Annotated in this window: 28 protein-coding genes and 3 pseudogenes; 14 read left to right on the top strand and 17 right to left on the bottom strand. The window is 40.9% G+C overall.

Translation table 11 applies throughout. The annotated features are described in order from the left end of the window. The first annotated feature begins 32 nt into the window (after nucleotides 1-32). The 4 genes from istA (ABUE36_RS12755) to ABUE36_RS12740 all read left to right on the top strand — a co-directional run bounded on the left by istA (ABUE36_RS12755) (nucleotide 33) and on the right by ABUE36_RS12740 (nucleotide 2936). Nucleotides 33-1256, top strand: a complete 1224-nt coding sequence (gene istA / locus ABUE36_RS12755) for an IS21 family transposase (RefSeq protein ID WP_003555353.1) — start codon at nucleotides 33-35, stop codon at nucleotides 1254-1256. Between the two features lie 9 nt (nucleotides 1257-1265). After that, nucleotides 1266-2003 carry an IS21-like element helper ATPase IstB gene (istB, locus tag ABUE36_RS12750; RefSeq protein WP_014386885.1) on the top strand — a complete coding sequence of 246 codons (738 nt, stop codon included), beginning with the start codon at nucleotides 1266-1268 and terminating at the stop codon, nucleotides 2001-2003. A gap of 74 nt (nucleotides 2004-2077) precedes the next feature. Continuing rightward, nucleotides 2078-2428 (top strand): hypothetical protein, encoded by a 351-nt coding sequence (locus tag ABUE36_RS12745; RefSeq protein ID WP_421016854.1) that lies wholly within the window; start codon nucleotides 2078-2080, stop codon nucleotides 2426-2428. 298 nt (nucleotides 2429-2726) lie between these two features. After that, on the top strand, nucleotides 2727-2936 hold the full coding sequence (locus tag ABUE36_RS12740) for a TetR/AcrR family transcriptional regulator (protein WP_421016851.1): 210 nt from the start codon (nucleotides 2727-2729) through the stop codon (nucleotides 2934-2936). 9 nt (nucleotides 2937-2945) lie between these two features. Here ABUE36_RS12740 and ABUE36_RS12735 read toward each other — a convergent pair whose 3' ends face one another. Then, nucleotides 2946-3875, bottom strand: coding sequence for an IS30-like element ISLpl1 family transposase (locus ABUE36_RS12735; protein ID WP_096109805.1), 930 nt, complete (start codon nucleotides 3873-3875; stop codon nucleotides 2946-2948). Between the two features lie 315 nt (nucleotides 3876-4190). Next, nucleotides 4191-6191 (bottom strand): ATP-binding cassette domain-containing protein, encoded by a 2001-nt coding sequence (locus ABUE36_RS12730; protein WP_421016853.1) that lies wholly within the window; start codon nucleotides 6189-6191, stop codon nucleotides 4191-4193. 179 nt (nucleotides 6192-6370) lie between these two features. Here ABUE36_RS12730 and ABUE36_RS12725 point away from each other — a divergent pair, with 179 nt between their 5' ends. Both ABUE36_RS12725 and ABUE36_RS12720 read left to right on the top strand, forming a co-directional pair. Beyond that, complete coding sequence (locus ABUE36_RS12725) at nucleotides 6371-6961, top strand: TetR/AcrR family transcriptional regulator (RefSeq protein ID WP_421016852.1); 591 nt, start codon at nucleotides 6371-6373, stop codon at nucleotides 6959-6961. Nucleotides 6962-7259: 298 nt separating this feature from the next. After that, nucleotides 7260-7469: a TetR/AcrR family transcriptional regulator gene (locus tag ABUE36_RS12720; RefSeq protein ID WP_421016851.1), complete on the top strand. Its 210-nt coding sequence runs from the start codon at nucleotides 7260-7262 to the stop codon at nucleotides 7467-7469. Between the two features lie 9 nt (nucleotides 7470-7478). Here ABUE36_RS12720 and ABUE36_RS12715 read toward each other — a convergent pair whose 3' ends face one another. Next, nucleotides 7479-8408: an IS30-like element ISLpl1 family transposase gene (locus ABUE36_RS12715; RefSeq protein WP_096109805.1), complete on the bottom strand. Its 930-nt coding sequence runs from the start codon at nucleotides 8406-8408 to the stop codon at nucleotides 7479-7481. 108 nt (nucleotides 8409-8516) lie between these two features. On the opposite strand from ABUE36_RS12715, the gene ABUE36_RS12710 reads away from it, so the two are divergent. The 5 genes from ABUE36_RS12710 to ABUE36_RS12690 all read left to right on the top strand — a co-directional run bounded on the left by ABUE36_RS12710 (nucleotide 8517) and on the right by ABUE36_RS12690 (nucleotide 11931). Continuing rightward, on the top strand, nucleotides 8517-8885 hold the full coding sequence (locus ABUE36_RS12710) for a hypothetical protein (RefSeq protein ID WP_421016850.1): 369 nt from the start codon (nucleotides 8517-8519) through the stop codon (nucleotides 8883-8885). Nucleotides 8886-8948: 63 nt separating this feature from the next. After that, nucleotides 8949-9551, top strand: coding sequence for an NAD(P)-dependent oxidoreductase (locus ABUE36_RS12705; protein WP_421016849.1), 603 nt, complete (start codon nucleotides 8949-8951; stop codon nucleotides 9549-9551). 133 nt (nucleotides 9552-9684) lie between these two features. Beyond that, nucleotides 9685-10614 (top strand): IS30-like element ISLpl1 family transposase, encoded by a 930-nt coding sequence (locus ABUE36_RS12700; RefSeq protein ID WP_421016461.1) that lies wholly within the window; start codon nucleotides 9685-9687, stop codon nucleotides 10612-10614. Nucleotides 10615-10616: 2 nt separating this feature from the next. Beyond that, on the top strand, nucleotides 10617-11015 hold the full coding sequence (locus tag ABUE36_RS12695; RefSeq protein ID WP_421016848.1) for an ester cyclase: 399 nt from the start codon (nucleotides 10617-10619) through the stop codon (nucleotides 11013-11015). A 94-nt stretch (nucleotides 11016-11109) separates the two neighbouring features. Beyond that, nucleotides 11110-11931: an SDR family NAD(P)-dependent oxidoreductase gene (locus ABUE36_RS12690; protein ID WP_421016847.1), complete on the top strand. Its 822-nt coding sequence runs from the start codon at nucleotides 11110-11112 to the stop codon at nucleotides 11929-11931. A 197-nt stretch (nucleotides 11932-12128) separates the two neighbouring features. Here ABUE36_RS12690 and ABUE36_RS12685 read toward each other — a convergent pair whose 3' ends face one another. From ABUE36_RS12685 to ABUE36_RS12655, 7 genes and pseudogenes are all read right to left on the bottom strand, one after another. Continuing rightward, complete coding sequence (locus ABUE36_RS12685) at nucleotides 12129-13616, bottom strand: gamma-glutamylcysteine synthetase (protein WP_421016846.1); 1488 nt, start codon at nucleotides 13614-13616, stop codon at nucleotides 12129-12131. A gap of 19 nt (nucleotides 13617-13635) precedes the next feature. Then, entirely contained in the window at nucleotides 13636-14562 is a 927-nt protein-coding gene (locus tag ABUE36_RS12680) for a zinc-binding dehydrogenase (protein ID WP_421016845.1), read from the bottom strand. A gap of 325 nt (nucleotides 14563-14887) precedes the next feature. Next, nucleotides 14888-15061: pseudogene (locus ABUE36_RS12675) on the bottom strand (IS30 family transposase); the annotation flags it as partial. A 59-nt stretch (nucleotides 15062-15120) separates the two neighbouring features. Then, nucleotides 15121-15858, bottom strand: coding sequence for an IS21-like element helper ATPase IstB (gene istB / locus ABUE36_RS12670; RefSeq protein ID WP_014386885.1), 738 nt, complete (start codon nucleotides 15856-15858; stop codon nucleotides 15121-15123). A 9-nt stretch (nucleotides 15859-15867) separates the two neighbouring features. Then, the gene (istA, locus tag ABUE36_RS12665; protein ID WP_003555353.1) at nucleotides 15868-17091 is read right to left on the bottom strand and encodes an IS21 family transposase; all 1224 of its coding nucleotides are present in this window, start codon (nucleotides 17089-17091) and stop codon (nucleotides 15868-15870) included. 105 nt (nucleotides 17092-17196) lie between these two features. Then, nucleotides 17197-17958, bottom strand: a pseudogene (locus ABUE36_RS12660) (IS30-like element ISLpl1 family transposase); the annotation flags it as partial. Between the two features lie 156 nt (nucleotides 17959-18114). Then, nucleotides 18115-18882: a flavodoxin family protein gene (locus ABUE36_RS12655; protein ID WP_421016844.1), complete on the bottom strand. Its 768-nt coding sequence runs from the start codon at nucleotides 18880-18882 to the stop codon at nucleotides 18115-18117. 222 nt (nucleotides 18883-19104) lie between these two features. Here ABUE36_RS12655 and ABUE36_RS12650 point away from each other — a divergent pair, with 222 nt between their 5' ends. Further along, nucleotides 19105-19599: a VOC family protein gene (locus tag ABUE36_RS12650; RefSeq protein ID WP_421017486.1), complete on the top strand. Its 495-nt coding sequence runs from the start codon at nucleotides 19105-19107 to the stop codon at nucleotides 19597-19599. 81 nt (nucleotides 19600-19680) lie between these two features. Here the strand turns inward: ABUE36_RS12650 and ABUE36_RS12645 are convergent, their stop codons facing one another. From ABUE36_RS12645 to ABUE36_RS12635, 3 genes are all read right to left on the bottom strand, one after another. Further along, nucleotides 19681-20223: an alpha/beta hydrolase fold domain-containing protein gene (locus ABUE36_RS12645; RefSeq protein WP_421016843.1), complete on the bottom strand. Its 543-nt coding sequence runs from the start codon at nucleotides 20221-20223 to the stop codon at nucleotides 19681-19683. Further along, nucleotides 20210-20647 carry an alpha/beta hydrolase gene (locus tag ABUE36_RS12640; protein ID WP_421016842.1) on the bottom strand — a complete coding sequence of 146 codons (438 nt, stop codon included), beginning with the start codon at nucleotides 20645-20647 and terminating at the stop codon, nucleotides 20210-20212. Before ABUE36_RS12640 ends, ABUE36_RS12645 begins: the two co-directional genes overlap by 14 nt. A gap of 253 nt (nucleotides 20648-20900) precedes the next feature. Beyond that, entirely contained in the window at nucleotides 20901-21440 is a 540-nt protein-coding gene (locus tag ABUE36_RS12635; RefSeq protein WP_161001941.1) for a helix-turn-helix domain-containing protein, read from the bottom strand. A gap of 340 nt (nucleotides 21441-21780) precedes the next feature. Between ABUE36_RS12635 and add the strand changes: the two genes are divergently transcribed. Further along, nucleotides 21781-22791, top strand: a complete 1011-nt coding sequence (add, locus tag ABUE36_RS12630; RefSeq protein WP_161001942.1) for an adenosine deaminase — start codon at nucleotides 21781-21783, stop codon at nucleotides 22789-22791. A gap of 85 nt (nucleotides 22792-22876) precedes the next feature. On the opposite strand, the pseudogene ABUE36_RS12625 reads toward add, so the two are convergent. From ABUE36_RS12625 to adhP, 4 genes and pseudogenes are all read right to left on the bottom strand, one after another. Beyond that, nucleotides 22877-23128: pseudogene (locus tag ABUE36_RS12625) on the bottom strand (NAD(P)H-binding protein); the annotation flags it as partial. A 91-nt stretch (nucleotides 23129-23219) separates the two neighbouring features. Further along, a complete protein-coding gene (locus ABUE36_RS12620) occupies nucleotides 23220-23483 on the bottom strand; it encodes a Txe/YoeB family addiction module toxin (protein WP_161001943.1) in 264 nt (87 codons plus the stop codon). Then, a complete protein-coding gene (locus tag ABUE36_RS12615; protein ID WP_161001944.1) occupies nucleotides 23476-23760 on the bottom strand; it encodes a type II toxin-antitoxin system Phd/YefM family antitoxin in 285 nt (94 codons plus the stop codon). The genes ABUE36_RS12620 and ABUE36_RS12615 overlap by 8 nt, the downstream gene beginning before the upstream one ends. Nucleotides 23761-24209: 449 nt before the next feature. Next, nucleotides 24210-25232: an alcohol dehydrogenase AdhP gene (gene adhP / locus ABUE36_RS12610; RefSeq protein WP_421016841.1), complete on the bottom strand. Its 1023-nt coding sequence runs from the start codon at nucleotides 25230-25232 to the stop codon at nucleotides 24210-24212. A gap of 321 nt (nucleotides 25233-25553) precedes the next feature. Between adhP and ABUE36_RS12605 the strand changes: the two genes are divergently transcribed. Then, a complete protein-coding gene (locus ABUE36_RS12605; protein ID WP_421016840.1) occupies nucleotides 25554-26723 on the top strand; it encodes an MDR family MFS transporter in 1170 nt (389 codons plus the stop codon). The last annotated feature ends 27 nt before the right edge of the window (nucleotides 26724-26750 follow it).

Below are 26750 nucleotides of genomic sequence, written 5' to 3'. Positions count from 1 at the left end.
TGAATCACATCAGAGTGTAGGAGGAATTTGATGTGAGACGTGATTTAAGAGAAGGAGTGACGATTTACGTGACTGAAAATATTAAGCCTAACTTCGCCGAGATTGCCCGGCAATATAATGTTGATTATCGAACCGTTAAGAAAGCCTATGAGGAAGTCAAAGCTGGACTTAAGGGCCGACCAAGTGGTCGACCGAAACGGCCAAGTTTACTGGATCCATTCAAGCAAACCATCGATTCAAAGCTTGAACTAAATTGTTCGGCTGCTTCAATTTTTAAATTTATCCAGAAGAAGGGCTTTACCGGCAGCTATACCCTCGTGAAAGATTATTGTCGCCAAACCCGCCGAGAACGAGTTAAGAAAGCTACCATTCGGATTGAACATTCCCCTGGTCTCTCTGCTCAAGTTGACTGGAAAGAAGAAATGGCCCTAGTGAGCAGCGAGGGTGAGCTGTTTAAATTCAATATTTTCTTGTATGTATTGCCTTATTCAAAACTCAAATATATGACACTAACCTTTGATCGGAGCCAAGATACCCTCTTTTCTTGCTTACACGACGCTTTCCTTCATACCGGAGGTATTCCGACGGAAATCTGGTTTGATAATATGAAAACCGTTGTGGATCATACAAAATCCCAGTTTGGCCACGCTGTCTTTAACGAACGGTTCCACGAATTCTGTAAAGATGCCGGTTTCACACCAATTGCTTGTCGACCATTCAGACCACAAACTAAAGGTGCAGTTGAAGCCCTTGCTCGCACGGTTGAACGTTTACGGCCATACAATACTGAATTTGCTGATGGAACTGAGCTAATCGAACTAGTTCATATGCTCCGAGATGATCTAAATCATGAAACTTCGCAGGCCACGGACGAAGTCCCGTACCTGAAATGGTTAGACGAAGAAAAAGAGTACCTTCATCGCGTTCCAGTTAATCTCCTTGAACCATACTTCGAAGAAAACATTACCCGTGTCGTTTCGAAGGAGGCCATGATCAATTTCCGCAAATGTAAGTACTCAGTAGATCCGCGATACATTGGTTGTACGGTTGCTGTTGAAATCTCCAATGATGAGCAGCGCATTCACATTTATTATAACGGAGAAGAAATTCGTACGCACTCCATAACTACCAATTCGCTGAATTATGACCCCCAAGATCAGTTCAATATCCTCAAATCTGATTTGCTTAAAGGGCGGACAGATGAAGACATTTCAGCTTACATTCGTGAACATATGACTGATTACGACAACTTATAGGAGGCTACCATGACCACTAATAATCAAATTCTTTTAAATAATCTTGAGCGCTTAGGGTTAAACAAAATCCGTGAATACTTGCCGAATTACCTTGATCAAATTCACACTGATAATCTGTCATTAACTGAGGCGCTAATTGATTTAACTAATTCGGAACTCCAGAATCGACACGAAGGTCAGATTGCACGGGCCATTGGCCGTGCTCGGTTCCCCAATACAAAATCCCTAGATACATTTGATTTTAGCTTTCAACCCAGTATGAATCGCCAAGAGGTTCTGGAATTCCAGAATCTGGCTTTTATGGAAAAGTCTGAAAACTTAATCTTTATTGGCAATCCGGGAGTCGGTAAAACCCACTTGGCAATTAGTATTGGGATTGAGGCCTGTAAACAGGGCTGTCGGGTTCTCTTTATTAATTGTCATGAGCTGTTGATTAGATTGAGAGCAGCTTACGAAAAAGGACTGCTTGATCGATCTCTAAGCCGCTATTCGCGCTATGACCTATTAATTATTGATGAAATTGGGTATTTGCCAATTGGTCACCAAGAAGCTAACCTCTTATTTCAGCTAGTCAATGCCCGCTATGAAAAGCATTCAACGATCATTACCAGCAATAGTGATCTATCCGCTTGGGTTGATATTTTCCAGAACCCAACTGTGACAGCAGCCATTCTCGATCGCTTGGTTCATCATGTTCACGTAGTGAAGATCACTGGTAAATCTTACCGATTACGTGGCCTCAAGTAACTGCCGAAAACCTACATTTCTTTCTGCCGAAAACCTACATTTTTAAACTGCCCTTGACACTAGAGGATGACTCATTGGATTTTATCGAAAAGTTCCGGCAGTATACTGCCGATTCGGCTAAGTTGAGAGCCAATATTTCACAGGCCGAGTTAGATGAAATCTCTAAAATCATTAACTCATCATCGGAAATTCAAGAAAAAATTCAAAAGTGGCAAGATGATTTGGGAGAAAAACTGATCAGTTATGGCAGAAAAACAGGAGAAATTCGGACTTCTGTATCGGATGAAGCAATTAAAACATTTGCGATAATGTTGTCTCAATATGTGACAAATGCTCCTTCTGGAACCATGAATGAAGAATTAATCAGTCAACTTGAGTCTTTGTTTTTATTCGGGTTAGCTGGTGATCGTAAAAGTGAATCATGATTTCGGCGGCTCGGATTTTGTGTGATGGATTCTTGAGAAAATTTGGTAGATTAAACGGGCATTATAAGCAGCTAGAAAGATTGACCGGCGAGAGGCACTTTTTGCCTGCACTGATCAATTTTTTGATTTATATTTTGTATGCATTCTTAGTTGAATGTTTATACAGTGGTGGCAATCTTTACCAGCACCTGTGTTAATTTGATTCACAATAGAGTACAGATTGTGTAATGAATATTTTCTTTTTCTAAATGGACATTTAATTATTGACAATTACTAAACGATCATTTAATATATAAACATGCGCAAGAGAGATGATCAAAAGCGTCAGTTGATTGAACAGGCGGTTTTAGTAATTACCAAGGAAGAAGGGATTCAGGGATTATCGTTTGGTAAAATTGCTAAACATGCACACGTCAGTTCAGGAACACCGTACGTTTACTATAAAGACAAGACTGATATGTTATCTAAAATGTTCCTACGCATCAAAAATTTATTTGATGTAAGGTAGATTGCAAATTTAATCCGAATTTTTGGACAAATTGGTCAGCATAACCTGATACGGTGTTTTCCAGTCAAGTATTTTAAGCGGTCTCTGGTTAATTTGGAGTAACGTCGTCGTTAAATCTTGAGCACTAATGTGCTCAAAACGAGTCCCCTTAGGATAAAAATAACGTAAATTCCGATTAAAGCGTTCATTACTACCACGTTCAGCTGGCGTATAAGCATGACAGTAATAGGTCTTAATACCATATTGTGATTCAAATGATACTAGCCCACTAAACTCAGTACCACGGTCCACAGTAAAACTGTGCACCGGTCCATTAAAAGTTGTTAGGAACTTAGTCAGTGCTTCATTAACACTCGCTGTCGTTCGGTCCTTTAACCGATATGCCCAAAGGAACCGTGATTTGCGATCGATTAAAGTTAATAAAACTGCCTTACTATGCCCACGAGGGCCAACGACGGTATCTAGTTCAAAATCACCGATGCGATTACGTTGATTAATCATCATGGGACGCTGTTCAATCGATCGCCCCAAAGATTGATTATATTTGGATCGTTGGTCAACGTTACGCCGTTGGCGTACGCCATGTTCAGGTAGATCATTCAAGGAGAAACCAATTCTCCCCTGATTTAGCCAATTATAAATAGATTTAGTCGCTAGTTTAAATTCGTGAGCAATCATTCCTGGTGACCAGCTTAGATGTAAATGGTTGAGAATTGTTTGCTTTAACTCATCGCTCAGCTTAGTTTTCCGACCACATCGTGATCGCTTGTATTCGGCATCTGTTTGTGCTAATTCAGCCTGATAAGGTTGACATCGAGATAATTCATAAGAAATTGTTGACGGTGATCGGTTCAGCCGAACGCCCATTTGGATATTGGACAGCCCTAGTTCACAAAAGGTTTCGATTTTAATTCGTTCGGAATAGGTTATACTAGACAAAAGATCAGCTCCTAAAAGATGGGTTTGTTGTAAACACCATTTTAAAGGAAGCTGATCTTTTTTGTCCGAACAGCGTTCGGATTAATTTTACAATCTACTAATTGATGAGTTAACGTGAGAATGTATCAGCGGATTCAGCTGCGGTTTGAAATAAGACAAAATACTCTGAGAAACCCTATTAGGGCCTCTCAGAGTAAAAAACGTTTAATTAAAGTTGAGAGTCTGGAACAGAATTCTTTTCATTTATTTAAAACATCTAGGTTTGTTTACCTTTGGTACTTTTTGATTTCATTTGCTCTTAAAAATTGTATTTAATTAATCCGCAGATAGCGCATCAATTGGATTTAAAGCTGCTGCATGTCGGGCTGGAAGCCAAGCAGCAATCAAAGAGATAATTAACGCAATTACAAAGACGGATACTACATTGGTAACACTAATCTGTACAAATGCGTATGCGGCAATAGATTTAATGAATATATTTGCGATTGCTCCGATACCTAAGGCTAAAATAGTGGCGAGGCTTGCGCTTAAAACACCAATAATCAATGACTCGCTAATGAACATCCGCCGAATATCTCGTTTGCTTTCACCGAGCGCTCGTAGAATACCAATTTCCTTGGTTCTATCGGATACGGACATATACATAGTGACAATAATCATTAGAGCGGAAACTAAAAGTGAAATTCCTGCGATGATAGCCAATAGCAGTGAGGCTAAGTTCACATAGGTTTGCACCTTATCAATGATGCTAGTAATGGCAGTGGCCGAATATAATCGTTTACCGTCTGATTTAACATGATTAATTTTCTGGGTTACACCTTTGACTGAATCTAGTGAGTTGATTTTCAGGGATAAGGAAGAGGAGTCTGTATTAACGTTTGCCTGTTTCATTGCCTTAGTTAGCGTTTTTGTATTGACGGCGTTAACGGAAGAGATACCACTACTACTCTTCCCAATTCCAGAGACCTTGGCCTTAAATTTTACGTTTACTAATTTGCCGGTTCTGTCCATTGTTTGATAGTTCAGAGTAATAGATTTTCCGATTAATTTCGAAGGATCAGGTTTTGACAATTTTTTGGCAACTGCCTTTTTATCTATGATGACTTCTCCAGCTTTAGGTTGTTTTCCTTGTGTAATGGATGAAGAAGATTGTGACTGAGTCCAGTTAGACATCGATGCAACTTTCGTAGACTTTCCTTGGTAATCAATTTTGATGTTTGACAAATTGTATGTCTTTTCTACTGAAGAGACGTGCTTTAAAGCACTAAGTTGGTCAATTTGTTTTTTACTGAAATTCTTAACAGTTTGTGAGGCGCCCATTGAGGGAGAACTTCCATTTCCCATTGCTGCGGTTGGACTTGGCGCGGCACTTGGATCCATTTTTGCGTAACGGGAGACGGTAATAACTTGAGGATTGGTCATTTTTGTGATCTGGTTACTAATGTATCCACTTATTCCATTGCCAAGACCGGAAAAAAGCATTACCGCAAATAGACCAATGGTGGTGCCAAGCACAATAAGTGAGTTTCTACCTAAATGAAAACGAAAATGCTTAAATGCAGTTCTAAGGCTAACGCTAAAGGGAAGAAGTCTGGATCTTAATTTTGAAGGTGACTGTTTTGGCGTATAAGGTGATTTAATTTCTGTGTTGTCAACAATTTTCCCATCAGCTAAACGAACAATCCTAGTTCCGGCATCTGCTACATGTTGGGAGTGGGTAACAGTAATAACCAATCGCCCTTCCTGTGCAATGGAATTAAGCATCTCTAAAACTTCTTCGGTATTTTGAGCGTCCAACGCGCCAGTTGGTTCATCAGCAATAATTACTTTTGGATCACTGGCAAGAGCTCGCGCAATTGCGACTCGTTGTTTTTGTCCACCAGATAATTGATTTGGATACTTGTAGGCGTGCTCTGATAGGCCAACACGATCCAACAAGTTTAGTGCACGTTTTTCCCGTTGTGACTTATCTAGAGTGGTCATATCCAAAGACAACTGTACATTGTCTAAAACAGTCAAATGACTGATCAGGTTGTATGATTGGTAAATATAACCGATTGTATCTCGGCGATATGCGTCAAGCTTTTTTTCCTGCGAATGATCTAATTTACGCCCATCAACAGTGACGGACCCTGTGAATTCTCGATCCAGTCCTCCGATAATGTTCATCAAAGTGGACTTACCGCCGCCGGACTCCCCTAAAATTGACACGAATTCACCAAGTTCAAAATTTAAATTAATTCCATTAAGAACTGGAAATTCCTCTTTACCCAAATAATACGATTTATGAATATTACTCAATTGTAAATATGACATTTATTTCCTCCATAATTTTTAAAAAGTATAACAAAACTGAAAAATATTAAACTTTTTTCACGAAACTAACTGTATATGTTTCATAATTAGATGTCAATAAAAGTTTAATATTCTGAAAATATGTTATACTTTTTGAGGAACAAAAATGAATTACTTGATTGAGTCCTACAAGGAGATCTATGAAAAGAAATGAAAAAAAAGCAGTCAATCGCAATAAGATTATTGCCGCTGCGTATTCACTCATGCTTCATAATGGTTTTCAAAAAACTAGCGTCAGAGATGTCAGTCGTGAATCTGGTATTTCTTTAGTGACAATGTATAAATATTTTCCAAGTAAGGATGAACTTGTACATGCTGTGATCCTTCAAATGGTTCGTGAAAGTATAGTTCATTCACAAGATGTACTAGAGGATGACTCATTGGATTTTATCGAAAAGTTCCGGCAGTATACTGCCGATTCGGCTAAGTTGAGAGCCAATATTTCACAGGCCGAGTTAGATGAAATCTCTAAAATCATTAACTCATCATCGGAAATTCAAGAAAAAATTCAAAAGTGGCAAGATGATTTGGGAGAAAAACTGATCAGTTATGGCAGAAAAACAGGAGAAATTCGGACTTCTGTATCGGATGAAGCAATTAAAACATTTGCGATAATGTTGTCTCAATATGTGACAAATGCTCCTTCTGGAACCATGAATGAAGAATTAATCAGTCAACTTGAGTCTTTGTTTTTATTCGGGTTAGCTGGTGATCGTAAAAGTGAATCATGATTTCGGCGGCTCGGATTTTGTGTGATGGATTCTTGAGAAAATTTGGTAGATTAAACGGGCATTATAAGCAGCTAGAAAGATTGACCGGCGAGAGGCACTTTTTGCCTGCACTGATCAATTTTTTGATTTATATTTTGTATGCATTCTTAGTTGAATGTTTATACAGTGGTGGCAATCTTTACCAGCACCTGTGTTAATTTGATTCACAATAGAGTACAGATTGTGTAATGAATATTTTCTTTTTCTAAATGGACATTTAATTATTGACAATTACTAAACGATCATTTAATATATAAACATGCGCAAGAGAGATGATCAAAAGCGTCAGTTGATTGAACAGGCGGTTTTAGTAATTACCAAGGAAGAAGGGATTCAGGGATTATCGTTTGGTAAAATTGCTAAACATGCACACGTCAGTTCAGGAACACCGTACGTTTACTATAAAGACAAGACTGATATGTTATCTAAAATGTTCCTACGCATCAAAAATTTATTTGATGTAAGGTAGATTGCAAATTTAATCCGAATTTTTGGACAAATTGGTCAGCATAACCTGATACGGTGTTTTCCAGTCAAGTATTTTAAGCGGTCTCTGGTTAATTTGGAGTAACGTCGTCGTTAAATCTTGAGCACTAATGTGCTCAAAACGAGTCCCCTTAGGATAAAAATAACGTAAATTCCGATTAAAGCGTTCATTACTACCACGTTCAGCTGGCGTATAAGCATGACAGTAATAGGTCTTAATACCATATTGTGATTCAAATGATACTAGCCCACTAAACTCAGTACCACGGTCCACAGTAAAACTGTGCACCGGTCCATTAAAAGTTGTTAGGAACTTAGTCAGTGCTTCATTAACACTCGCTGTCGTTCGGTCCTTTAACCGATATGCCCAAAGGAACCGTGATTTGCGATCGATTAAAGTTAATAAAACTGCCTTACTATGCCCACGAGGGCCAACGACGGTATCTAGTTCAAAATCACCGATGCGATTACGTTGATTAATCATCATGGGACGCTGTTCAATCGATCGCCCCAAAGATTGATTATATTTGGATCGTTGGTCAACGTTACGCCGTTGGCGTACGCCATGTTCAGGTAGATCATTCAAGGAGAAACCAATTCTCCCCTGATTTAGCCAATTATAAATAGATTTAGTCGCTAGTTTAAATTCGTGAGCAATCATTCCTGGTGACCAGCTTAGATGTAAATGGTTGAGAATTGTTTGCTTTAACTCATCGCTCAGCTTAGTTTTCCGACCACATCGTGATCGCTTGTATTCGGCATCTGTTTGTGCTAATTCAGCCTGATAAGGTTGACATCGAGATAATTCATAAGAAATTGTTGACGGTGATCGGTTCAGCCGAACGCCCATTTGGATATTGGACAGCCCTAGTTCACAAAAGGTTTCGATTTTAATTCGTTCGGAATAGGTTATACTAGACAAAAGATCAGCTCCTAAAAGATGGGTTTGTTGTAAACACCATTTTAAAGGAAGCTGATCTTTTTTGTCCGAACAGCGTTCGGATTAATTTTACAATCTACTGTAAATCTAGTGTCGGATATTGATAAGGGCAAAACTGTTGGCGACCAAGTTTACTTGGCTGTGGCCCATTTTGCCAGGATGTATATCAATTATCCTTTAGAAGCTATTTTTATGACTGCCGTTCGTGCGAACCCAGAATTAATTTCGCAAGAAGCCTTAATAAAGGGCAATCAATCTGCTCAACCACTGGCATTGCTGCTTCAAAGTGCAATTGATCAAGATGCGTTGACAGTCACTAATCCGGATTACGTCACAGTATTGTTGTTTGGACCGTTTATCATGTTGATTCAAGAACGGATGTCGGCCAAGCAAGACATCACTTTAAGCGAGTTGGAAGAACTCGTTCATACGTCGGTTGACGGAATTTTAAAAAAATAAAGTGCTCAAGCTTTATTTTTTGCTAATTAATTAAACGATTATTTAATTAAATGGGGTGAAGTTATGCAAATTACGATTTTTGGCGCTACTGGCAGTGTTGGCCGGCTTTTGATAGATGAAGCAGTAAAACAAGGTCATACTGTTGTGGCGGTTAGTCGGCATGCACACGTTGGCAGTGCCAACACTGCAGTCCAATGGGTATCAGTTGATTATGAAAACGTGTCAAGCATTGTGACAGCATTGACCGGTAGCGATGCAGCAATCGTTTCTTTGGGAGATTACGATGTGGTCACACCGACTGAAAATATTGCATTGGCTCTGAAACGGGCTGCTGTGCATCGAATTGAGCTACTAACAGGATTTGGTACTAGTCCTGAGAGCCGCAGACAATTAGGCATTGGCATGCGCGCCGTTATGACTGGTATGCACCCGATGTTAAGAACCAAAGAAAGACAAGATAAAATCATTCGCAACGCCGGTCTAGACTTTACCATCGTGCAGCCGCCGACGTTAACGGATGGGCCAGCAACACACGCTTACCGGTATGGGGATTATTCTAATAAATCAATTAATGGTCATATTTCTAGAGCTGATCTAGCTGAGTTTATGATTACCAACCTAACAAATCATCGATACGAACAGGAATCTGTATATATACAAGATTAGAGGAGAATACAAATGTCAAAAGAAGAAGTTTTAAGGTAGATTGTAAAATTAATCCGAACGCTGTTCGGACAAAAAAGATCAGCTTCCTTTAAAATGGTGTTTACCACAAACCCATCTTTTAGGAGCTGATCTTTTGTCTAGTATAACCTATTCCGAACGAATTAAAATCGAAACCTTTTGTGAACTAGGGCTGTCCAATATCCAAATGGGCGTTCGGCTGAACCGATCACCGTCAACAATTTCTTATGAATTATCTCGATGTCAACCTTATCAGGCTGAATTAGCACAAACAGATGCCGAATACAAGCGATCACGATGTGGTCGGAAAACTAAGCTGAGCGATGAGTTAAAGCAAAAAATTCTCAACCATTTACGTCTAAGCTGGTCACCAGGAATGATTGCTCACGAATTTAAACTAGCTACTAAATCTATTTATAATTGGCTAAATCAGGAGAGAATTGATTTCTCCTTGAATGATCTACCTGAACATGGCGTACGCCAACGGCGTAACGTTGACCAACGATCCAAATATAATCAATCTTTGGGGCGATCAATTGAACAGCGTCCCATGATGATTAATCAACGTAATCGCATCGGCGATTTTGAACTAGATACAGTCGTTGGTCCTCGTGGGCATAGTAAGGCAGTTTTATTAACTTTAATCGATCGAAAATCACGGTTCCTTTGGGCATACCGGTTAAAAGATCGGACGACAGTGACTGTTAATGAAGCACTAACTAAGTTCCTAACCACTTTTAATGGTCCGGTGCACAGCTTTACTGTGGACCGTGGCACTGAGTTTAGTGGGCTAGTATCACTTGAATCACAATATGGTATTAAGACCTATTACTGCCATGCTTATACGCCAGCTGAACGTGGTAGTAATGAACGCTTTAATCGGAATTTACGTTATTTTTATCCTAAAGGGACTCGTTTTGAACACATTAGTGCTCAAGATTTAACGACGACGTTACTCCAAATTAACCAGCGACCGCTTAAAATACTCGACTGGCAAACACCGTATCAGGTTATGCTGACAAATTTGTCCAAAAATTCGGATTAAATTTGCAATCTACCTTAAAACCAGTTATGAGGTTCATCGACGAAGCATTAAATCAGGGCAAAGTAGAGGTTATCCCTGAGGTGTGGGATAAAGACCTGCTTTGGGAAGGTGGCTCACTGGGGACGGTGCACGGTTTGGATGCCTTCATGAGTGGTGGTGTTCAAGCATTTAGTAAGATGCACTTAACGGTGCTTGATTACGTGGTTAACGATAATGACGTTTGGGTACAGTTCACTAACGAAGGTGTTCAAACTGGTGAGTTTATGGGCTACCCAGCAACTAACAAATTTGCAAAATGGAATGGCTTTGGCCGTTACACCGTTGAAAACGGCAAAATTGTTCACGGATGGTTTTCCGAAGATATTCTCGATATGCTCGAGCAACAAGGTCACATGGGTTAATTAGCAAACTCAGTCTGTAATGTTCGGACAAGAATATTGATTTCAAAATTTCAAAAATTATAGATAACTTTTTAATAATATGGAGGATGATATTATGTCACAAAAAACAATTTTAATTACAGGTGCTTCAAGTGGAATGGGATATGCAGCAACAAAACTATTTGCTCAAAATGGTTGGACAGTTTACGCAGGTGCTCGCCGGATTGAAAAGATTCCAACAGGATCCGGCATTCATCCATTGGCTTTGGACGTAACGGATGATGCTTCACGGAAGGCGTTTGTCAAAGCAGCATTGGCAGAGCCGACAATTGATGTGTTACTTAATAATGCTGGTTATGGTGAATACGGTCCGCTAGAAGAAGTAAGTTATGAGAAGGCGCACAAACAAGTTGAAACTAATTTATTTGGCGCAACTGAGCTGACCAAACTTGTTCTGCCAACGATGCGTCAGCAACACTTTGGCCGAATTGTAAATAATTCCTCCATTGGTGGCGACATGTATAGTGCTCTTGGCGGTTGGTACCACGTCTCAAAACATGCGTTGAATGTTTGGTCTGATGTTTTGGATACAGAAGTGCAGCAATTCGGATTACGCTCTGTTGTGGTCGAACCTGGAGGAACCAAGTCGTCATGGGGCGAAATTGCGATGGGATCAATTAAAAATAATGTTTCTGAAAATACACCTTACCAATCGCTTATCGATGGAACTATGGCAATGGTAGCCAACGTTGGCAGTCATTCGTCTGCTACTTCGGAAGATTTAGCAAAAGTATTCTATCGTGCGGCCACAGAAGAAAAGCCAAAGTTACGTTACTACTTCAGCTTTAGTGACCGAATGATGGCGCATGTTGCACGCGTGCATCCAACCTTGTTCCATAAAATTGTTATGCGCATGACGGCAAGAGCGATGCACTAATTAGCTAGAGACTCACTAGTTGGTCTCATTATTGGAGTGATTTGGAGTAATGTTTCAAGATTAAGCTTGATTTGACGATAAGCGTAAAAAAACAGACGAGCTTTAGTGAACGAAGAATAATTTCGGTTAATTATTCTTTACGCTAAGGTTCGTCTTTTTTTAAAATTCGGGTTCAAGCGATACTGATGTAAATAGTATTACGGATGTTGTTCATTCGACGGGAAAGCGCTAAACAGTTGTGTAACATTAGGGTTCACTTGAGGACTAATCGATGTCATTTTCTGCCAGCGATGACCATTGTCAAATATGATAGATTTTTTGTTGATAGATGACCAATCAACGTGCAACCCGATTTTTACACCAGCTAACAATAACGCTTGAGTGTTTGGCCCAACAGCGAGATCGGGGAAAAGTTCATTACTAGTATTTTTGGACCTAACGAAGCGTTTATCGGCCAATGCGAGCATATTTAGCCTCATACTGCCTTGTGATAGAAGATTAACTATTTTAGCGGCAGTAGTTGTTTCAGGATGAATAATTTGTGAATTGTAGAATGTAACTGATTGTAAGAGTGATGCCGGCGCATTAAATTGTATTAGCATTGCGGAAATCGCTGCCAACAAGTTTTTACTATCAGATAAATTTGGCAAGGTGTCCGATGGGGACTGCAAGGCCACGATATTGTTTTGCATGGCCGCCTTGTTTAATTGCGCATTAATTTCAACCGGATTAATTGGTTGAACTAAACAGAAGATTAAAAAACTGCGCACAAAGTTAAGCTCCGTCTCATCCACACCCAGAGGGACGAATGGATTAGTGTCAAAAACTCTAAATTCCAGATACTTGATTCCTTTAGTCGCATAGTCGGAGATGCGCGTTTGATCTTTAATTCTAACCGGACCGTAGAATTCCATTTGAGCATACAATTCGCCATTATCAATGGCATTTTGTAATTCTTCGATGTGCTGTTCAAACGTCGTATATGAAATGTGCGACTGACCGCCATTGTTGAAACCAAAGTTACTGTTGCGAATACTTCGGACAGGGTTTTGAAGTTCGGTCGGCATTTGCTGGAAATATCCTGATTCTGCTATCGGTGAGGCTCCAAAGAAGTAAGTTAATAACCATCTGTATTTCAAAAAGTTTTGTAATATGCGCCAATAGAGAAAGTTTGTCGTTTTTACCTTTGAAGTCCCGCGGATTTTGGAAAATGTTTCGATGAACTTGTCTGTGAGACTGAAGTTGAGATGAACACCAGTCGTTAGTCCATGAGCAATACCGAATTTGCCATCCAAGTAATCACGATAGTGTTGGTATTTTGGGCGATCAAAATGTTCTCGTACAAATAATCGATCCTCGTGTGTTAGGGCAGGCGGCATGGATAATAACCACACTCGATCTACATCAGACATTTCCTTAGTGAATACGTCATGAAGAACCTGTAACTGTTGAATTAACTGGTGATTATCGGACATGGGGTCAGTTATCCATTCTGTTTGAGTTTCGCCAAAATCGGTTTGTAGATAGGGATGGAAGACACGACTTCCAAGCGTGTCGGGATAAGGCAATTTACTCAGCTTGCCAGACAAGTCAACGCGTTGAGTTTCAACTTCAATGCCCATCAATGATTGCCAAAGTTCATTTTCTAAATTGTTTTGGATGATTTTTTGAATTAAATTCACCATTCCAGTCACCTACTTAGTTTTAAACAAGGACAACAACTTTCCCCATTTTGGAGGTTTTGGCAACATCATCTTGCGCATCACTAACTTGTTTTAATGAAAATGTATCAATGATGGGCAAACTCAAATTGCCCTTTTGAATTAACTTACTCATTGCGGCAACATCGTCCTTATTAACGATGGTCGATTGAAATTTAGTTAAATAACCATTAATGGCAAACGGACTAAAGTTGTCTAAAGTCCACTGACCGCCGAGACCGCCAGTTAGGACTGAGTAACCATCAGCGGACACATGTGACACAGAATCAAGCAATGTTTTTGCTCCGACTAGCTCTAGAAGAGAGTCGAATTCGTTGTCAGTTTTCAGCGTGTCGTTGTCGAGTAAGACATCATCAGCGCCTAATTTTTTTAGATCTGCGACCTTGTTTGGGTCTCGGGTGGTTGAAGTTACAATGACGCCTTGTGACTTGGCCAGCATCAAGGCGGCAAGACCGACACTGCTAGAACCACCACGAATCAACAGCCTCTTCCCAGCACCTAAGTGCAACAACTTTAGTGATCCGTAGGCTGTATAAAAGCTTTCAGGAAGCGTTGCTAGTCTTTTCCAGTCCATGTCGATATTGAGTGGATATAAAACAGTATTGGGAACGGTGGCGTATTCTTCATAACCGCCGTCAAACGTGGATCCAAAGCCGCCCATAATGGTCATGACTTTTTGACCAATCGCAAAGCCACTATTTTCTGCGGTTGCGTAGATTGTACCCACGGCCTCAATACCTCGAACGCGTGGCACGGTTGGATTTGTTAATTCATTAATGAGTTCACCATGATTGATACCAAAGGCCTTTATTTGCATAACACTACTGTCGGCAGTGGGAGTGGGAATATCACGATTTTCGGGTACAAACTGTAAAACACCATTTACGCGATCTAAAACCATTGCAAGCATAATATCGCCTCATTTCTTTGAAAATATAATTAATTGCCGTTCGCTTTTTCAAGAGCTCATCAGTAACCCTGATTAGTAACTGACATAAAATATGGTTTCAGTGAACACGTTCATCATAATTGCAATATAATCTTGTCGCAATTTTTCATACTTGATGCGTCCTATCATGATTAGCAGATTGGTTAACTTTAGAGACGAAAACAACGCTAGTTTATCGGCTTTTAGGCAAGCAAATAAACTGGCGTCGTTTGAAAAGATATTGGAAATTAGTTAATTCAGTTAGTGATTTAGAAAATTTTAATTACAAAAATGGTAGATTGCAAATTTAATCCGAATTTTTGGACAAATTGGTCAGCATAACCTGATACGGTGTTTTCCAGTCAAGTATTTTAAGCGGTCTCTGGTTAATTTGGAGTAACGTCGTCGTTAAATCTTGAGCACTAATGTGCTCAAAACGAGTCCCCTTAGGATAAAAATAACGTAAATTCCGATTAAAGCGTGTCAAGGGCAGTTTAAAAATGTAGGTTTTCGGCAGAAAGAAATGTAGGTTTTCGGCAGTTACTTGAGGCCACGTAATCGGTAAGATTTACCAGTGATCTTCACTACGTGAACATGATGAACCAAGCGATCGAGAATGGCTGCTGTCACAGTTGGGTTCTGGAAAATATCAACCCAAGCGGATAGATCACTATTGCTGGTAATGATCGTTGAATGCTTTTCATAGCGGGCATTGACTAGCTGAAATAAGAGGTTAGCTTCTTGGTGACCAATTGGCAAATACCCAATTTCATCAATAATTAATAGGTCATAGCGCGAATAGCGGCTTAGAGATCGATCAAGCAGTCCTTTTTCGTAAGCTGCTCTCAATCTAATCAACAGCTCATGACAATTAATAAAGAGAACCCGACAGCCCTGTTTACAGGCCTCAATCCCAATACTAATTGCCAAGTGGGTTTTACCGACTCCCGGATTGCCAATAAAGATTAAGTTTTCAGACTTTTCCATAAAAGCCAGATTCTGGAATTCCAGAACCTCTTGGCGATTCATACTGGGTTGAAAGCTAAAATCAAATGTATCTAGGGATTTTGTATTGGGGAACCGAGCACGGCCAATGGCCCGTGCAATCTGACCTTCGTGTCGATTCTGGAGTTCCGAATTAGTTAAATCAATTAGCGCCTCAGTTAATGACAGATTATCAGTGTGAATTTGATCAAGGTAATTCGGCAAGTATTCACGGATTTTGTTTAACCCTAAGCGCTCAAGATTATTTAAAAGAATTTGATTATTAGTGGTCATGGTAGCCTCCTATAAGTTGTCGTAATCAGTCATATGTTCACGAATGTAAGCTGAAATGTCTTCATCTGTCCGCCCTTTAAGCAAATCAGATTTGAGGATATTGAACTGATCTTGGGGGTCATAATTCAGCGAATTGGTAGTTATGGAGTGCGTACGAATTTCTTCTCCGTTATAATAAATGTGAATGCGCTGCTCATCATTGGAGATTTCAACAGCAACCGTACAACCAATGTATCGCGGATCTACTGAGTACTTACATTTGCGGAAATTGATCATGGCCTCCTTCGAAACGACACGGGTAATGTTTTCTTCGAAGTATGGTTCAAGGAGATTAACTGGAACGCGATGAAGGTACTCTTTTTCTTCGTCTAACCATTTCAGGTACGGGACTTCGTCCGTGGCCTGCGAAGTTTCATGATTTAGATCATCTCGGAGCATATGAACTAGTTCGATTAGCTCAGTTCCATCAGCAAATTCAGTATTGTATGGCCGTAAACGTTCAACCGTGCGAGCAAGGGCTTCAACTGCACCTTTAGTTTGTGGTCTGAATGGTCGACAAGCAATTGGTGTGAAACCGGCATCTTTACAGAATTCGTGGAACCGTTCGTTAAAGACAGCGTGGCCAAACTGGGATTTTGTATGATCCACAACGGTTTTCATATTATCAAACCAGATTTCCGTCGGAATACCTCCGGTATGAAGGAAAGCGTCGTGTAAGCAAGAAAAGAGGGTATCTTGGCTCCGATCAAAGGTTAGTGTCATATATTTGAGTTTTGAATAAGGCAATACATACAAGAAAATATTGAATTTAAACAGCTCACCCTCGCTGCTCACTAGGGCCATTTCTTCTTTCCAGTCAACTTGAGCAGAGAGACCAGGGGAATGTTCAATCCGAATGGTAGCTTTCTTAACTCGTTCTCGGCGGGTTTGGCGACAATAATCTTTCACGAGGGTATAGCTGCCGGTAAAGCCCTTCTTCTGGATAAATTTAAAAATTGAAGCAGCCGAACAATTTAGTTCAAGCTTTGAATCGATGGTTTGCTTGAATGGATCCAGTAAACTTGGCCGTTTCGGTCGACCACTTGGTCGGCCCTTAAGTCCAGCTTTGACTTCCTCATAGGCTTTCTTAACGGTTCGATAATCAACATTATATTGCCGGGCAATCTCGGCGAAGTTAGGCTTAATATTTTCAGTCACGTAAATCGTCACTCCTTCTCTTAAATCACGTCTCACATCAAATTCCTCCTACACTCTGATGTGATTCATGATACAAAAAATGTAGGAAAACCAACAGTTCTAACCTGCCGTTTTCCTACATTTTACGGGTGCCTTTTACATAAAGCGTTCATTACTACCACGTTCAGCTGGCGTATAAGCATGACAGTAATAGGTCTTAATACCATATTGTGATTCAAATGATACTAGCCCACTAAACTCAGTACCACGGTCCACAGTAAAACTGTGCACCGGTCCATTAAAAGTTGTTAGGAACTTAGTCAGTGCTTCATTAACACTCGCTGTCGTTCGGTCCTTTAACCGATATGCCCAAAGGAACCGTGATTTGCGATCGATTAAAGTTAATAAAACTGCCTTACTATGCCCACGAGGGCCAACGACGGTATCTAGTTCAAAATCACCGATGCGATTACGTTGATTAATCATCATGGGACGCTGTTCAATCGATCGCCCCAAAGATTGATTATATTTGGATCGTTGGTCAACGTTACGCCGTTGGCGTACGCCATGTTCAGGTAGATCATTCAAGGAGAAACCAATTCTCCCCTGATTTAGCCAATTATAAATAGATTTAGTCGCTAGTTTAAATTCGTGAGCAATCATTCCTGGTGACCAGCTTAGATGTAAATGGTTGAGAATTGTTTGCTTTAACTCATCGCTCAGCTTAGTTTTCCGACCACATCGTGATCGCTTGTATTCGGCATCTGTTTGTGCTAATTCAGCCTGATAAGGTTGACATCGAGATAATTCATAAGAAATTGTTGACGGTGATCGGTTCAGCCGAACGCCCATTTGGATATTGGACAGCCCTAGTTCACAAAAGGTTTCGATTTTAATTCGTTCGGAATAGGTTATACTAGACAAAAGATCAGCTCCTAAAAGATGGGTTTGTTGTAAACACCATTTTAAAGGAAGCTGATCTTTTTTGTCCGAACAGCGTTCGGATTAATTTTACAATCTACTAAATAATCGTTCAAAATGCTTATCACACAAAATTGATACACGGATGGTGATCCATTCCTATCGACGTCTGTGAACCAAAAAAGTAACCGTGTGGAGAATGATGGCTAGCAAAACGAAGAAAATAATGACAAACATTCCCCAGTTAACCCAAAAGTTCGTTTGGACTAACACACCACTGAGGGCGCGTTGAATGCCCATGGTAATTAAAGACATCACGGCAATCATGCAGAAAAGTTCAACGTAGCGTTTCATTGTATTATCATCTCGTTTCGATTTTTGTGGTAGACGGGCGCCCCATTTGCGGCAAAGTTGAAGTTTGCTTTCGGGAATGTGGTCGCCATTTTTAAAAGTATTAGGGCAGACAATTTCATGAATTTTAATCACGCCAGCCGCAGACATGACACGATCAATCTGTTTAAACGTTTCATCAGTAATGCCCGTGAAGAAGTTGTTAATGGGACTAATGTAACAGTCTGTAATGGACAGATAATGTTTGTTTTTGAAACGGGCAGGGTGGGCATCACCGACATGATCGATGCGAACCAAACGCCAACGTAAACAGTCCAAAAAGTTCTTTGTGACACCGGATAAACCGCCCCAAAATGTTGGTGCAGCAAACACCCAGACATCACTGGCCAATAACTTTTCGGTGAGCTGATCTAAAACTGGATTTGGCTGACCCTTAATATCTGGACGAATATCATAGTCCTCCAAGTAAATCGTTTCAGTCTCTGTGGAATCAGGCACTGCGGCCAAAGTTGTGGCAAGCAACTTTGCGGTCACACCGTGCTGTTTATGAGCGCCCAAGGTACCGAGCACTTTCATCAAATCGTCTCCTAGGTTTTTTGTGATTTAAAATTTATGTAAAAGAGTCTGAATTGCCTTTATCACCTGATAAATCAACGTTTATGACGTGCTTTATATATTTACTTTAGCATATTTATTTAATCTTGTTGACCTTGGCATGTAACATAAATAATCGTTTTGTCAAATTGACAGCGGCGGAATTGTTCACTATACTGTCTTTACATTTGAAATGGGGGACCGATTATCGCATCTTCACTACATCCATATATCCACTTCCCCAACGCTAAAGAAGCGATGGCCTATTACCATGAAGTTTTTGACGCAGACCATCTATTCCGCATTCCGGTAACAAAGAACGCAGCGCGGGATTTAGATTTAATTGATACTGATTTAAATAACTCAACGATGCATGGTGGTTTTGAAGTCATGGGCTCAGAAATTTTATGTGCCGATGACTTCATGAATCAACCACAGCATGCGACAAACATTGCGATTTTACTGGAATTTAACGCTGATGATAATGCGGACGTGGTCAAGGCTCAGAAGTTTTTTGAACATGTGGCCAACTCTGGTCGAGTACGTGTGACTGAACCATATACGAACGCTTATTTTGGCGGCAAACGTGGCGAGTTCACCGATGAATATGGTGTTAACTGGATCGTTAATTGCCGTCCACATGACTGGGTTCAAAATGCCCCCGTTATTGATGAAGCGCCAATGAATGAACCAGCGTAATAAATTGAATAGTCATTAAACGAGTAAACCTCGTGCAACTCTGTTCTAAGCGACAGTAATTGCACGAGGTTTACTCGTTTTTTATTCAGGTTGTTTTTGGAAGAAGTGGGTTGTGGCATATTGTAGTGTCTCAGTTAAAAAGTTGACTGCTTCTTGAGCCGCGGCCGAGTTTGGACAAACCATATCAAAACCGTGGAAGCAACCTTCCATGACCTTGCTAAAGGTTGGGACACCGCTATTCTTAAGTTTCTGCAGATACAGCATTGTTTCGTCACAAAATGGTTCGACATCGCCGATGAACGTGCACGTAGCTGGCAGACCGTGGAAATCAGTCGCCCGACTGGGTGCTGCATAAATTGGGACTTCGTCTGGCGCAAACTGATTGTCCAAGTACATCTGCCATGCAAGTTTGTTGGATAATGTATTCCAAACAGGGGCGTCATTGTTTTGCGACGACTCTGTCAGCATGCGGTCATCCAGCATGGGATACAGCGGCACTTGAAAGGCGATACCAACGTCTCCGTGATCGCGGTTATACAATGTCAATGCGGCAGTCAGGCCACCACCAGCGCTGGCCCCAGCGACCATAATTTGATCGTCGCGCATGCCATTACTCGCCACCATGACGTTGAAGCCATTTTAAGGCAAGGTAGGCATCATTTAGAGCAGCCGGATAAGGTGCCTCACTTGCCAACCGATAATCTGGGGCAACAACGACTGCGTTGGTGGCATTGATAAAACGTTGAATGGCAAACGCCTCTGTTTCGGATCGTTCCATAACGTAACCACCGCCGTGCAAATAGAGAATGCCGGGAACGTTGCGAGGTCGATTCAACGATGTATACACGCAGAGGCGCAATTGACTACCATCGGGACGGTCAATGAAATGCTGTTCATAGCTGAGTGATTGATGACCAATGCCCCGTTGCGCCCCCGTAAGGGCATTGATAACGTGAATTTTAGTTGGCGTCAAATAAGGTACAACTCGACGGGCAATATGCCCAAACCGTTGTAATTCAGGTCGAATCATATCGTCTGAAACGTGCATGCTAATCGCCACCCTTTGTGTGCGAAGCTGATAATTCGTTTCGCCTGTCAGTTTCGGCCTGTTGTTGCCGGAACGCTTCAAGCCGCTGGTGCGCTAGGTTCATTTGAAAGGCCAATAAAACGTTAAATCCTAAACTGAGGATGAATAGCAACTTTTTCATAAGCACGCGTCTCCTTCGTTTGATAACGATTACGATGTTAGTTTCAATTACGGTAATTATAGACCAGATTATCAAATGAAGGTTCAGCGAAACTTAAATGATATCTGTTAAATATGGTAATTGAAAAAAGGTGGCCAGAATCCGCAAAGTAAATACGCAGAGTACACCTGCTAGAGCTAGAACAAGTGCTATTTTCATTCCACGACTAGGCTGTTTACGAATGTTGATGAGCATGTACAGGAGCGCACCAACCGGTACGATTAAGCTGAACAAAATCGGCACATACACTAGAATTGGGTGAACGGTACCTGGGACAAGCTGGACAAGTGTGAAAGCAATTGTTAGCGCAAATACAATTGTCAGGACAAGTGTTGCTAATGCGATTTTTAAAATTGTAAACACCTTAGAGTCATGCGAAATTTTTGTCATCATTGTAGTGTCTCCTTTAATTAAATCGTCCAAAGACAAATCGAAAAGAGTACTTAACCGAATTAGATTTTCGATATCCGGCAACGTTTTGCCAGTTTCCCATTTCGAAATGGATTGACGTGAAATATGAAGCTCATCGGCAACGGCCTGCTGTGATAAATTGGCTTGTTGGCGAGCAGCTTTTAATGCAGTGGCTAATTCCATAAGTTGCTCCTTTCTTAATGAGCAAAGTGTCGCATGATTTACTGAAACTGGGTAGCACCTAATGGGCGCAATCGCGTAATGACGGCATTTGTTTGTTCCTGTTATTATGTCATAAGTATGGTAATGAAGTAAAAAGGTAGTGAAATAATACAGGTGAAATTTTCAGAGATGATTTAAGAATATGCAAACAAAGAATCAACAATATTAGTTTAAAATATGCACGCTTATAATTATCTTTATGATATAGTTCGTATTTTACGGTATTTACACGACAAAAAATTGTGATATGATAATTACCATTACCATTACACGAACTTATTCTTGAGGAGGATTTCAAGCAATGCCAATTACCCGTGAATTTACTAGTGGTTTACCCAAAGCGGAACTACATGTACATACTGAAGGAACACTGGAACCAGATTTGAAGTTGAAATTGGCACAAAGAAATCATATCGATATCGGTCAACAGACCGTGGAAGAAGTTCAAAAAACGTATGATTATAACGATTTGGCCTCGTTTTTGGCCGTGTATTATCCAGCAATGGATGTTTTACAAAAAGAACAAGACTTCTATGACCTAGCTTTTGCATATTTGCAACGAGCGGCTGCTAGTAACGTTCGGCATGTGGAAATGTTCTTCGATCCACAGGCCCACACCAGTCGTGGGATTGCGTTTGAAACAGTGCTTCACGGACTGCATCGCGCAATCGTTGATGCTCGAGCACTGAATATTGATGCAGCATTGATCATGTGTTTCCTGCGTGACTTTACTAGTGAGTCTGCTCGACAGACTTTGAATGAAGCATTGCCATACAAGGATCAGCTGGTGGGTGTCGGATTGGATTCTGACGAACACAACAATCCGCCCCTTAAGTTTGCGCGTCAGTTCGCTGATGCGGCTGCCGCTGGTCTGCATTTAACTGCTCACGCGGATATTGACCAAAAGGATTCTATCGAGCATATTCGACAGGCACTTGAAATCATTGGTGTCGAACGTTTAGACCACGGCACGAATATTGTCGAGGATCCGGATTTAGTCGACTTTGTAAAGAAACAAAATATTGGGCTGACTTCTTGTCCACTGTCCAATGCCTTTATTTCCCCTGAAATGAAGGGTAAAGAAGTACTCGAGTTACTGACAAAGGGCGTCAAAGTTTCGATTCACTCAGATGATCCTGCTTATTTTGGTGGGTATATTGCCGATAACTATTATGCAATTGCCAGTAAATTTGATTTAACGAAGGAACAGGTCGTTCAATTGGCTAAAAATTCGTTTGAAAGCTCATGGATTAGCAAGGAACAAAAGGCACTTTACCTGAAAGAATTAGATGAGTATGTAGCAACTCATTAGTATATGGAGTGTGGATACAAAAAATACGGATTGACTAGCCTCATTTTGAGAGCTAACCAATCCGTATTTTCATTTGATGTTTATTTTAGTAAACAGGCCAATTTTCACCTTGAGTGGCTGGATCAACAATTCCAATGCTGTCATTTGCCGCGACTGTCGGGTCGGCAACAATTTTCAACACGACATCAGGGATGCTTTGGCGCGAGACAGAAACGCCGACGTAAGGTTCATGACGCGTTGTGATGCGATAATTAATCTTGCTACGGTCATTTAGTCAAGGCAAACGAAGCGTTGTGTAAGCGAGGTCTGATTTTGATAGCAATTTGTCAGCATTAATGTCGCCGGGAATGATGATTGCTATTTTTATCAAGAAGTCTGAGACAGAGGTGTAGCACATTTTTTTGCCAAGATAGGTTAATTTTAAACGATCAGTAATGATATTTAAGCTGGAAGATGGTTATGGCCGCATCGGTCACGCTATAGACAATTTGATTTTCTTTATCAATTCGTCTTGACCATGTTCCTGATAACTCATATGTTAGCGGTTCAGGTTTTCCCAATCCAGCAAAAGGCTGCCGTTGAATATCATTGATAAGCTTATTGATTCGTTTTAGTGTTTTTTTGTCTTCTTGTTGCCATGCGACGTATTCATTCCAAGCTATTGGGGAGAAAACAATATTGAACTTAATCATTTTGGAGGTTCTCCCATTCCTCAGGTGTCAGAATGTGACCTTGACCGCGATCAATTTGATTTAGAGAGGTTTGAAGCGCTTTTCGATTAGCAGATGTTGCTAATAAATAGTTTGTTTCTTTTAGGGAATTATATTCTTGTTCGCTGATTAAAACGACATTCTTTTGCTTAGGGCGCGTTATAATCAGCGGTTCGTTAAGGTCGCTAACGTCATCAGCATATAATTTAAAGTTTTTTCGAAAATCGCTGACACTAGTTGCAGAGATATTTACTGCCATGAAATAGACCCCCTTTAGATAGTTTAGACATAGCATAACTCAGGCCTCGATTTATGTACATTTTTATGTACATAAATCGAGGCCTTGAAATAATACACTTATTGGAAAGGGGACATTCCTATATTGTCTATCAGGAAGGATGAGCATGATTTTTTAAAATCTTGTTTGTGTTTCCTGAATGCGATTTTTCCACACTGGTTTGGCATCGTCGTGTTCGCGACCGCAGAAAGCTGTGCCTAATCAAAAATCGATCATTGGCAAAATGCGCCAACGACCGATTTTCCATTAGTGCTCGCTTCCTATCGCGGTTGCTCACACTGGTTTAAACTCGTCGTGCTACCAAACCCTGAAATTTCCGCCTAACAAAATAAGAACCATTAGCCAAAGTGCGGCTAATCGTTCTTATTCCGTTAGTGCTCAATTTCAGAACGGGTTTGTCCGCACTGGTTTTACTTGTTATGAACGAAGTCAACGACGTTACGGCCAACAACCTTGTTGTCCATTAATTCTTGGATCATGTCGTTAATTTCTGATAATTTACGAGTCTTAACGATTGGGTGAACCAAACCTTCAGCACCGAACTGGAATGTTTCGGCTAAGTCTTGGCGAGTACCAACCAATGAACCAGTTACGACGATACCATCAAGAACCGTCTTAGCGATGTTCAACTTCATGTCACCTTGTGGTAAGGCAACGGCAACTAATTTACCATCGGGACGGAGTGAGTCAACGGCTTGGTCGAAGGCTGCAGTAGTAACAGCAGTAACCAAGGCAGCGTGAACACCGCCAACCTTTTCCTGGATTTGCTTGTCAACATCACCATCGTGACGGTTGATCAGCAAGTCAGCACCGGCATCTTTAGCAGCTTGCAATTTGTCAGGGTTACCATCAACGGCAACAACATGGGCACCAAATACGTGTTTAGCGTATTGGATAGCCAAGTTACCTAAACCACCGGCACCAACAACAGATACCCATTGGCCAGGCTTTACGTCAGCAACTTTGATTGCTTTGTACATCGTAACACCGGCACAAGTTAAGGAAGTTGCTTCAACAGGGTCCAAGCCATCTGGAACCTTAACGGCGTAGTTAGCGTCAACGATAACTTGTTCAGCCATCGCACCGTCAACAGTGAAGCCAGAGTTTTCAACGTTACGGCAAAGTGTTTCACGGCCAGTTAGGCAGTATTCACAGTGGCCACAGCCCTTGAAGAACCAAGCGATAGATACACGGTCACCAACTTTAACAGCATCAACGCCATCAGCAACCTTAGAAACGATCCCAACACCTTCATGACCGATAATCCGGCCAGGCTTTTCGCCAAAGTCACCGGCAGCAACGTGAAGGTCAGTGTGACAAAGGCCACAGTATTCAACATCTACTAAAGCTTCACCAGGTTTTAAATCACGTAATGTAACATCTTTAACGTCAACAAATCCGTCGACTGGTTCTCTAACAACAGCAGCTTTCATGAAGCAATCTCCTTTATGTGTCCTTATTTGTTTACGTTTACATCATAGCAGGCAAACGGTTGAATTTAAAGTGAATAAATGAGCATTTGTAAATTTTTTACATGTTTTTAATTTAAACGTAAACGAAACGAACTTTACAAAAAGGCGATACACGAATTTTAAGTAAGTAACTTTCATAAATATTCTTGTGAAGAAATATCAATTAACCGTCCATAGGCGACCTAATCTAGGCGTCGTGATAGAATGAGATAAGTAGGACAAACGAACTTAAAGGAGTGGATTTTTCTGTCATCCCAACGTTCAGAAGTTAAATTTAGCTGGTTGTTTGTAGCATCCATGTTGAATAACAGCGGGGCGAGTTTCTTATGGCCACTAACGACGATTTATCTACATAATTATCTTCATGAATCACTTACTTTATCAGGACTGGTGTTATTGGGGATGTCCTTGATGATGATCGTCGGTGACTCAGTTGGTGGCTATTTATTCGATCATTGGAAACCATATCAAACGGGGGTATTGTCAGCAGCTTTGGCTACTCTAGCTGTAGTCGCCTTGATATTCTGGCATGGTTGGCCGGTATATGGCATTTTGTTGCTAGTTGTCGGGTTTGGCGACGGTGTCAACATGACCATTTTGAATTCTCTGGCAACATGGATGAAATCTACCTCGACACGGCATGTGTTTAACATGCTTTACGTGTCGATGAATATCGGGGTCGTGATTGGAACGTTGATTGTCGGCTATGCCATTAAATTTGGGATTACGACGGTTTTCATTATTGCGGCTGTTTGTTATGCGGCGCTAACGCTCGTCGTGGCTTTACACTTTAATGTTAAACCGCAAACACAAACGAACAGGCCAACGGCACAATCTAAGAATCCTAAGACCAATGGTACGCCAAAGCGCTCACGGCCAACTGTTTTGATCACGTTGATTTTAGTATTATTGCTGGCGATTAACCTGGCGTACTCACAATGGGAGAGTGTGATTTCGGTTCACATGACCAATTTAGGCATTCCCGTGCTGAATTATAGCCTGTTGTGGACTTTGAACGGTGTCATTATCGTGTTGTTACAACCAGTAATTACGCGCTGGAGTGAGCGATTTAAGATTGAAAACGTCATTGTTGTTGGGATCACACTATTTGCAGCGTCATTCTTTATGTTGATTTTTGCCAGGACCTACGCGATGTTTGTGATTACTATGATCGTGCTTACGTTTGGTGAAATGATTGGTCATCCGGCCTTGCCGGCTTGGATTGCAGTTAAAGCGCCAGCTAGTGAAGCTGGTCGTTATCAGGGCTTTGCCAACATGGCGATTGCGTTTGGCCGAGCCTTGGGTCCGCTATTTGGTGGCTTTATGCTAGATTATGCAACATTCCCCGTTTTATTCATGGCGGTTGGTGGTGTGCAGATGATTGCGTTGGTTGCCGTTTATTGGCGCGCACACTCAGAACGGGTCAAACAACAAGCTAAAATTTCGAAATAATGATTCGTTAAATGAAAAATATCCTGA

The sequence above is a fragment of the Furfurilactobacillus cerevisiae genome (assembly GCF_048961765.1).
GTDB classification, from domain to species: Bacteria; Bacillota; Bacilli; order Lactobacillales; family Lactobacillaceae; genus Furfurilactobacillus; species Furfurilactobacillus milii_A.
This window is presented reverse-complemented; position numbering and strand designations above follow the sequence as displayed.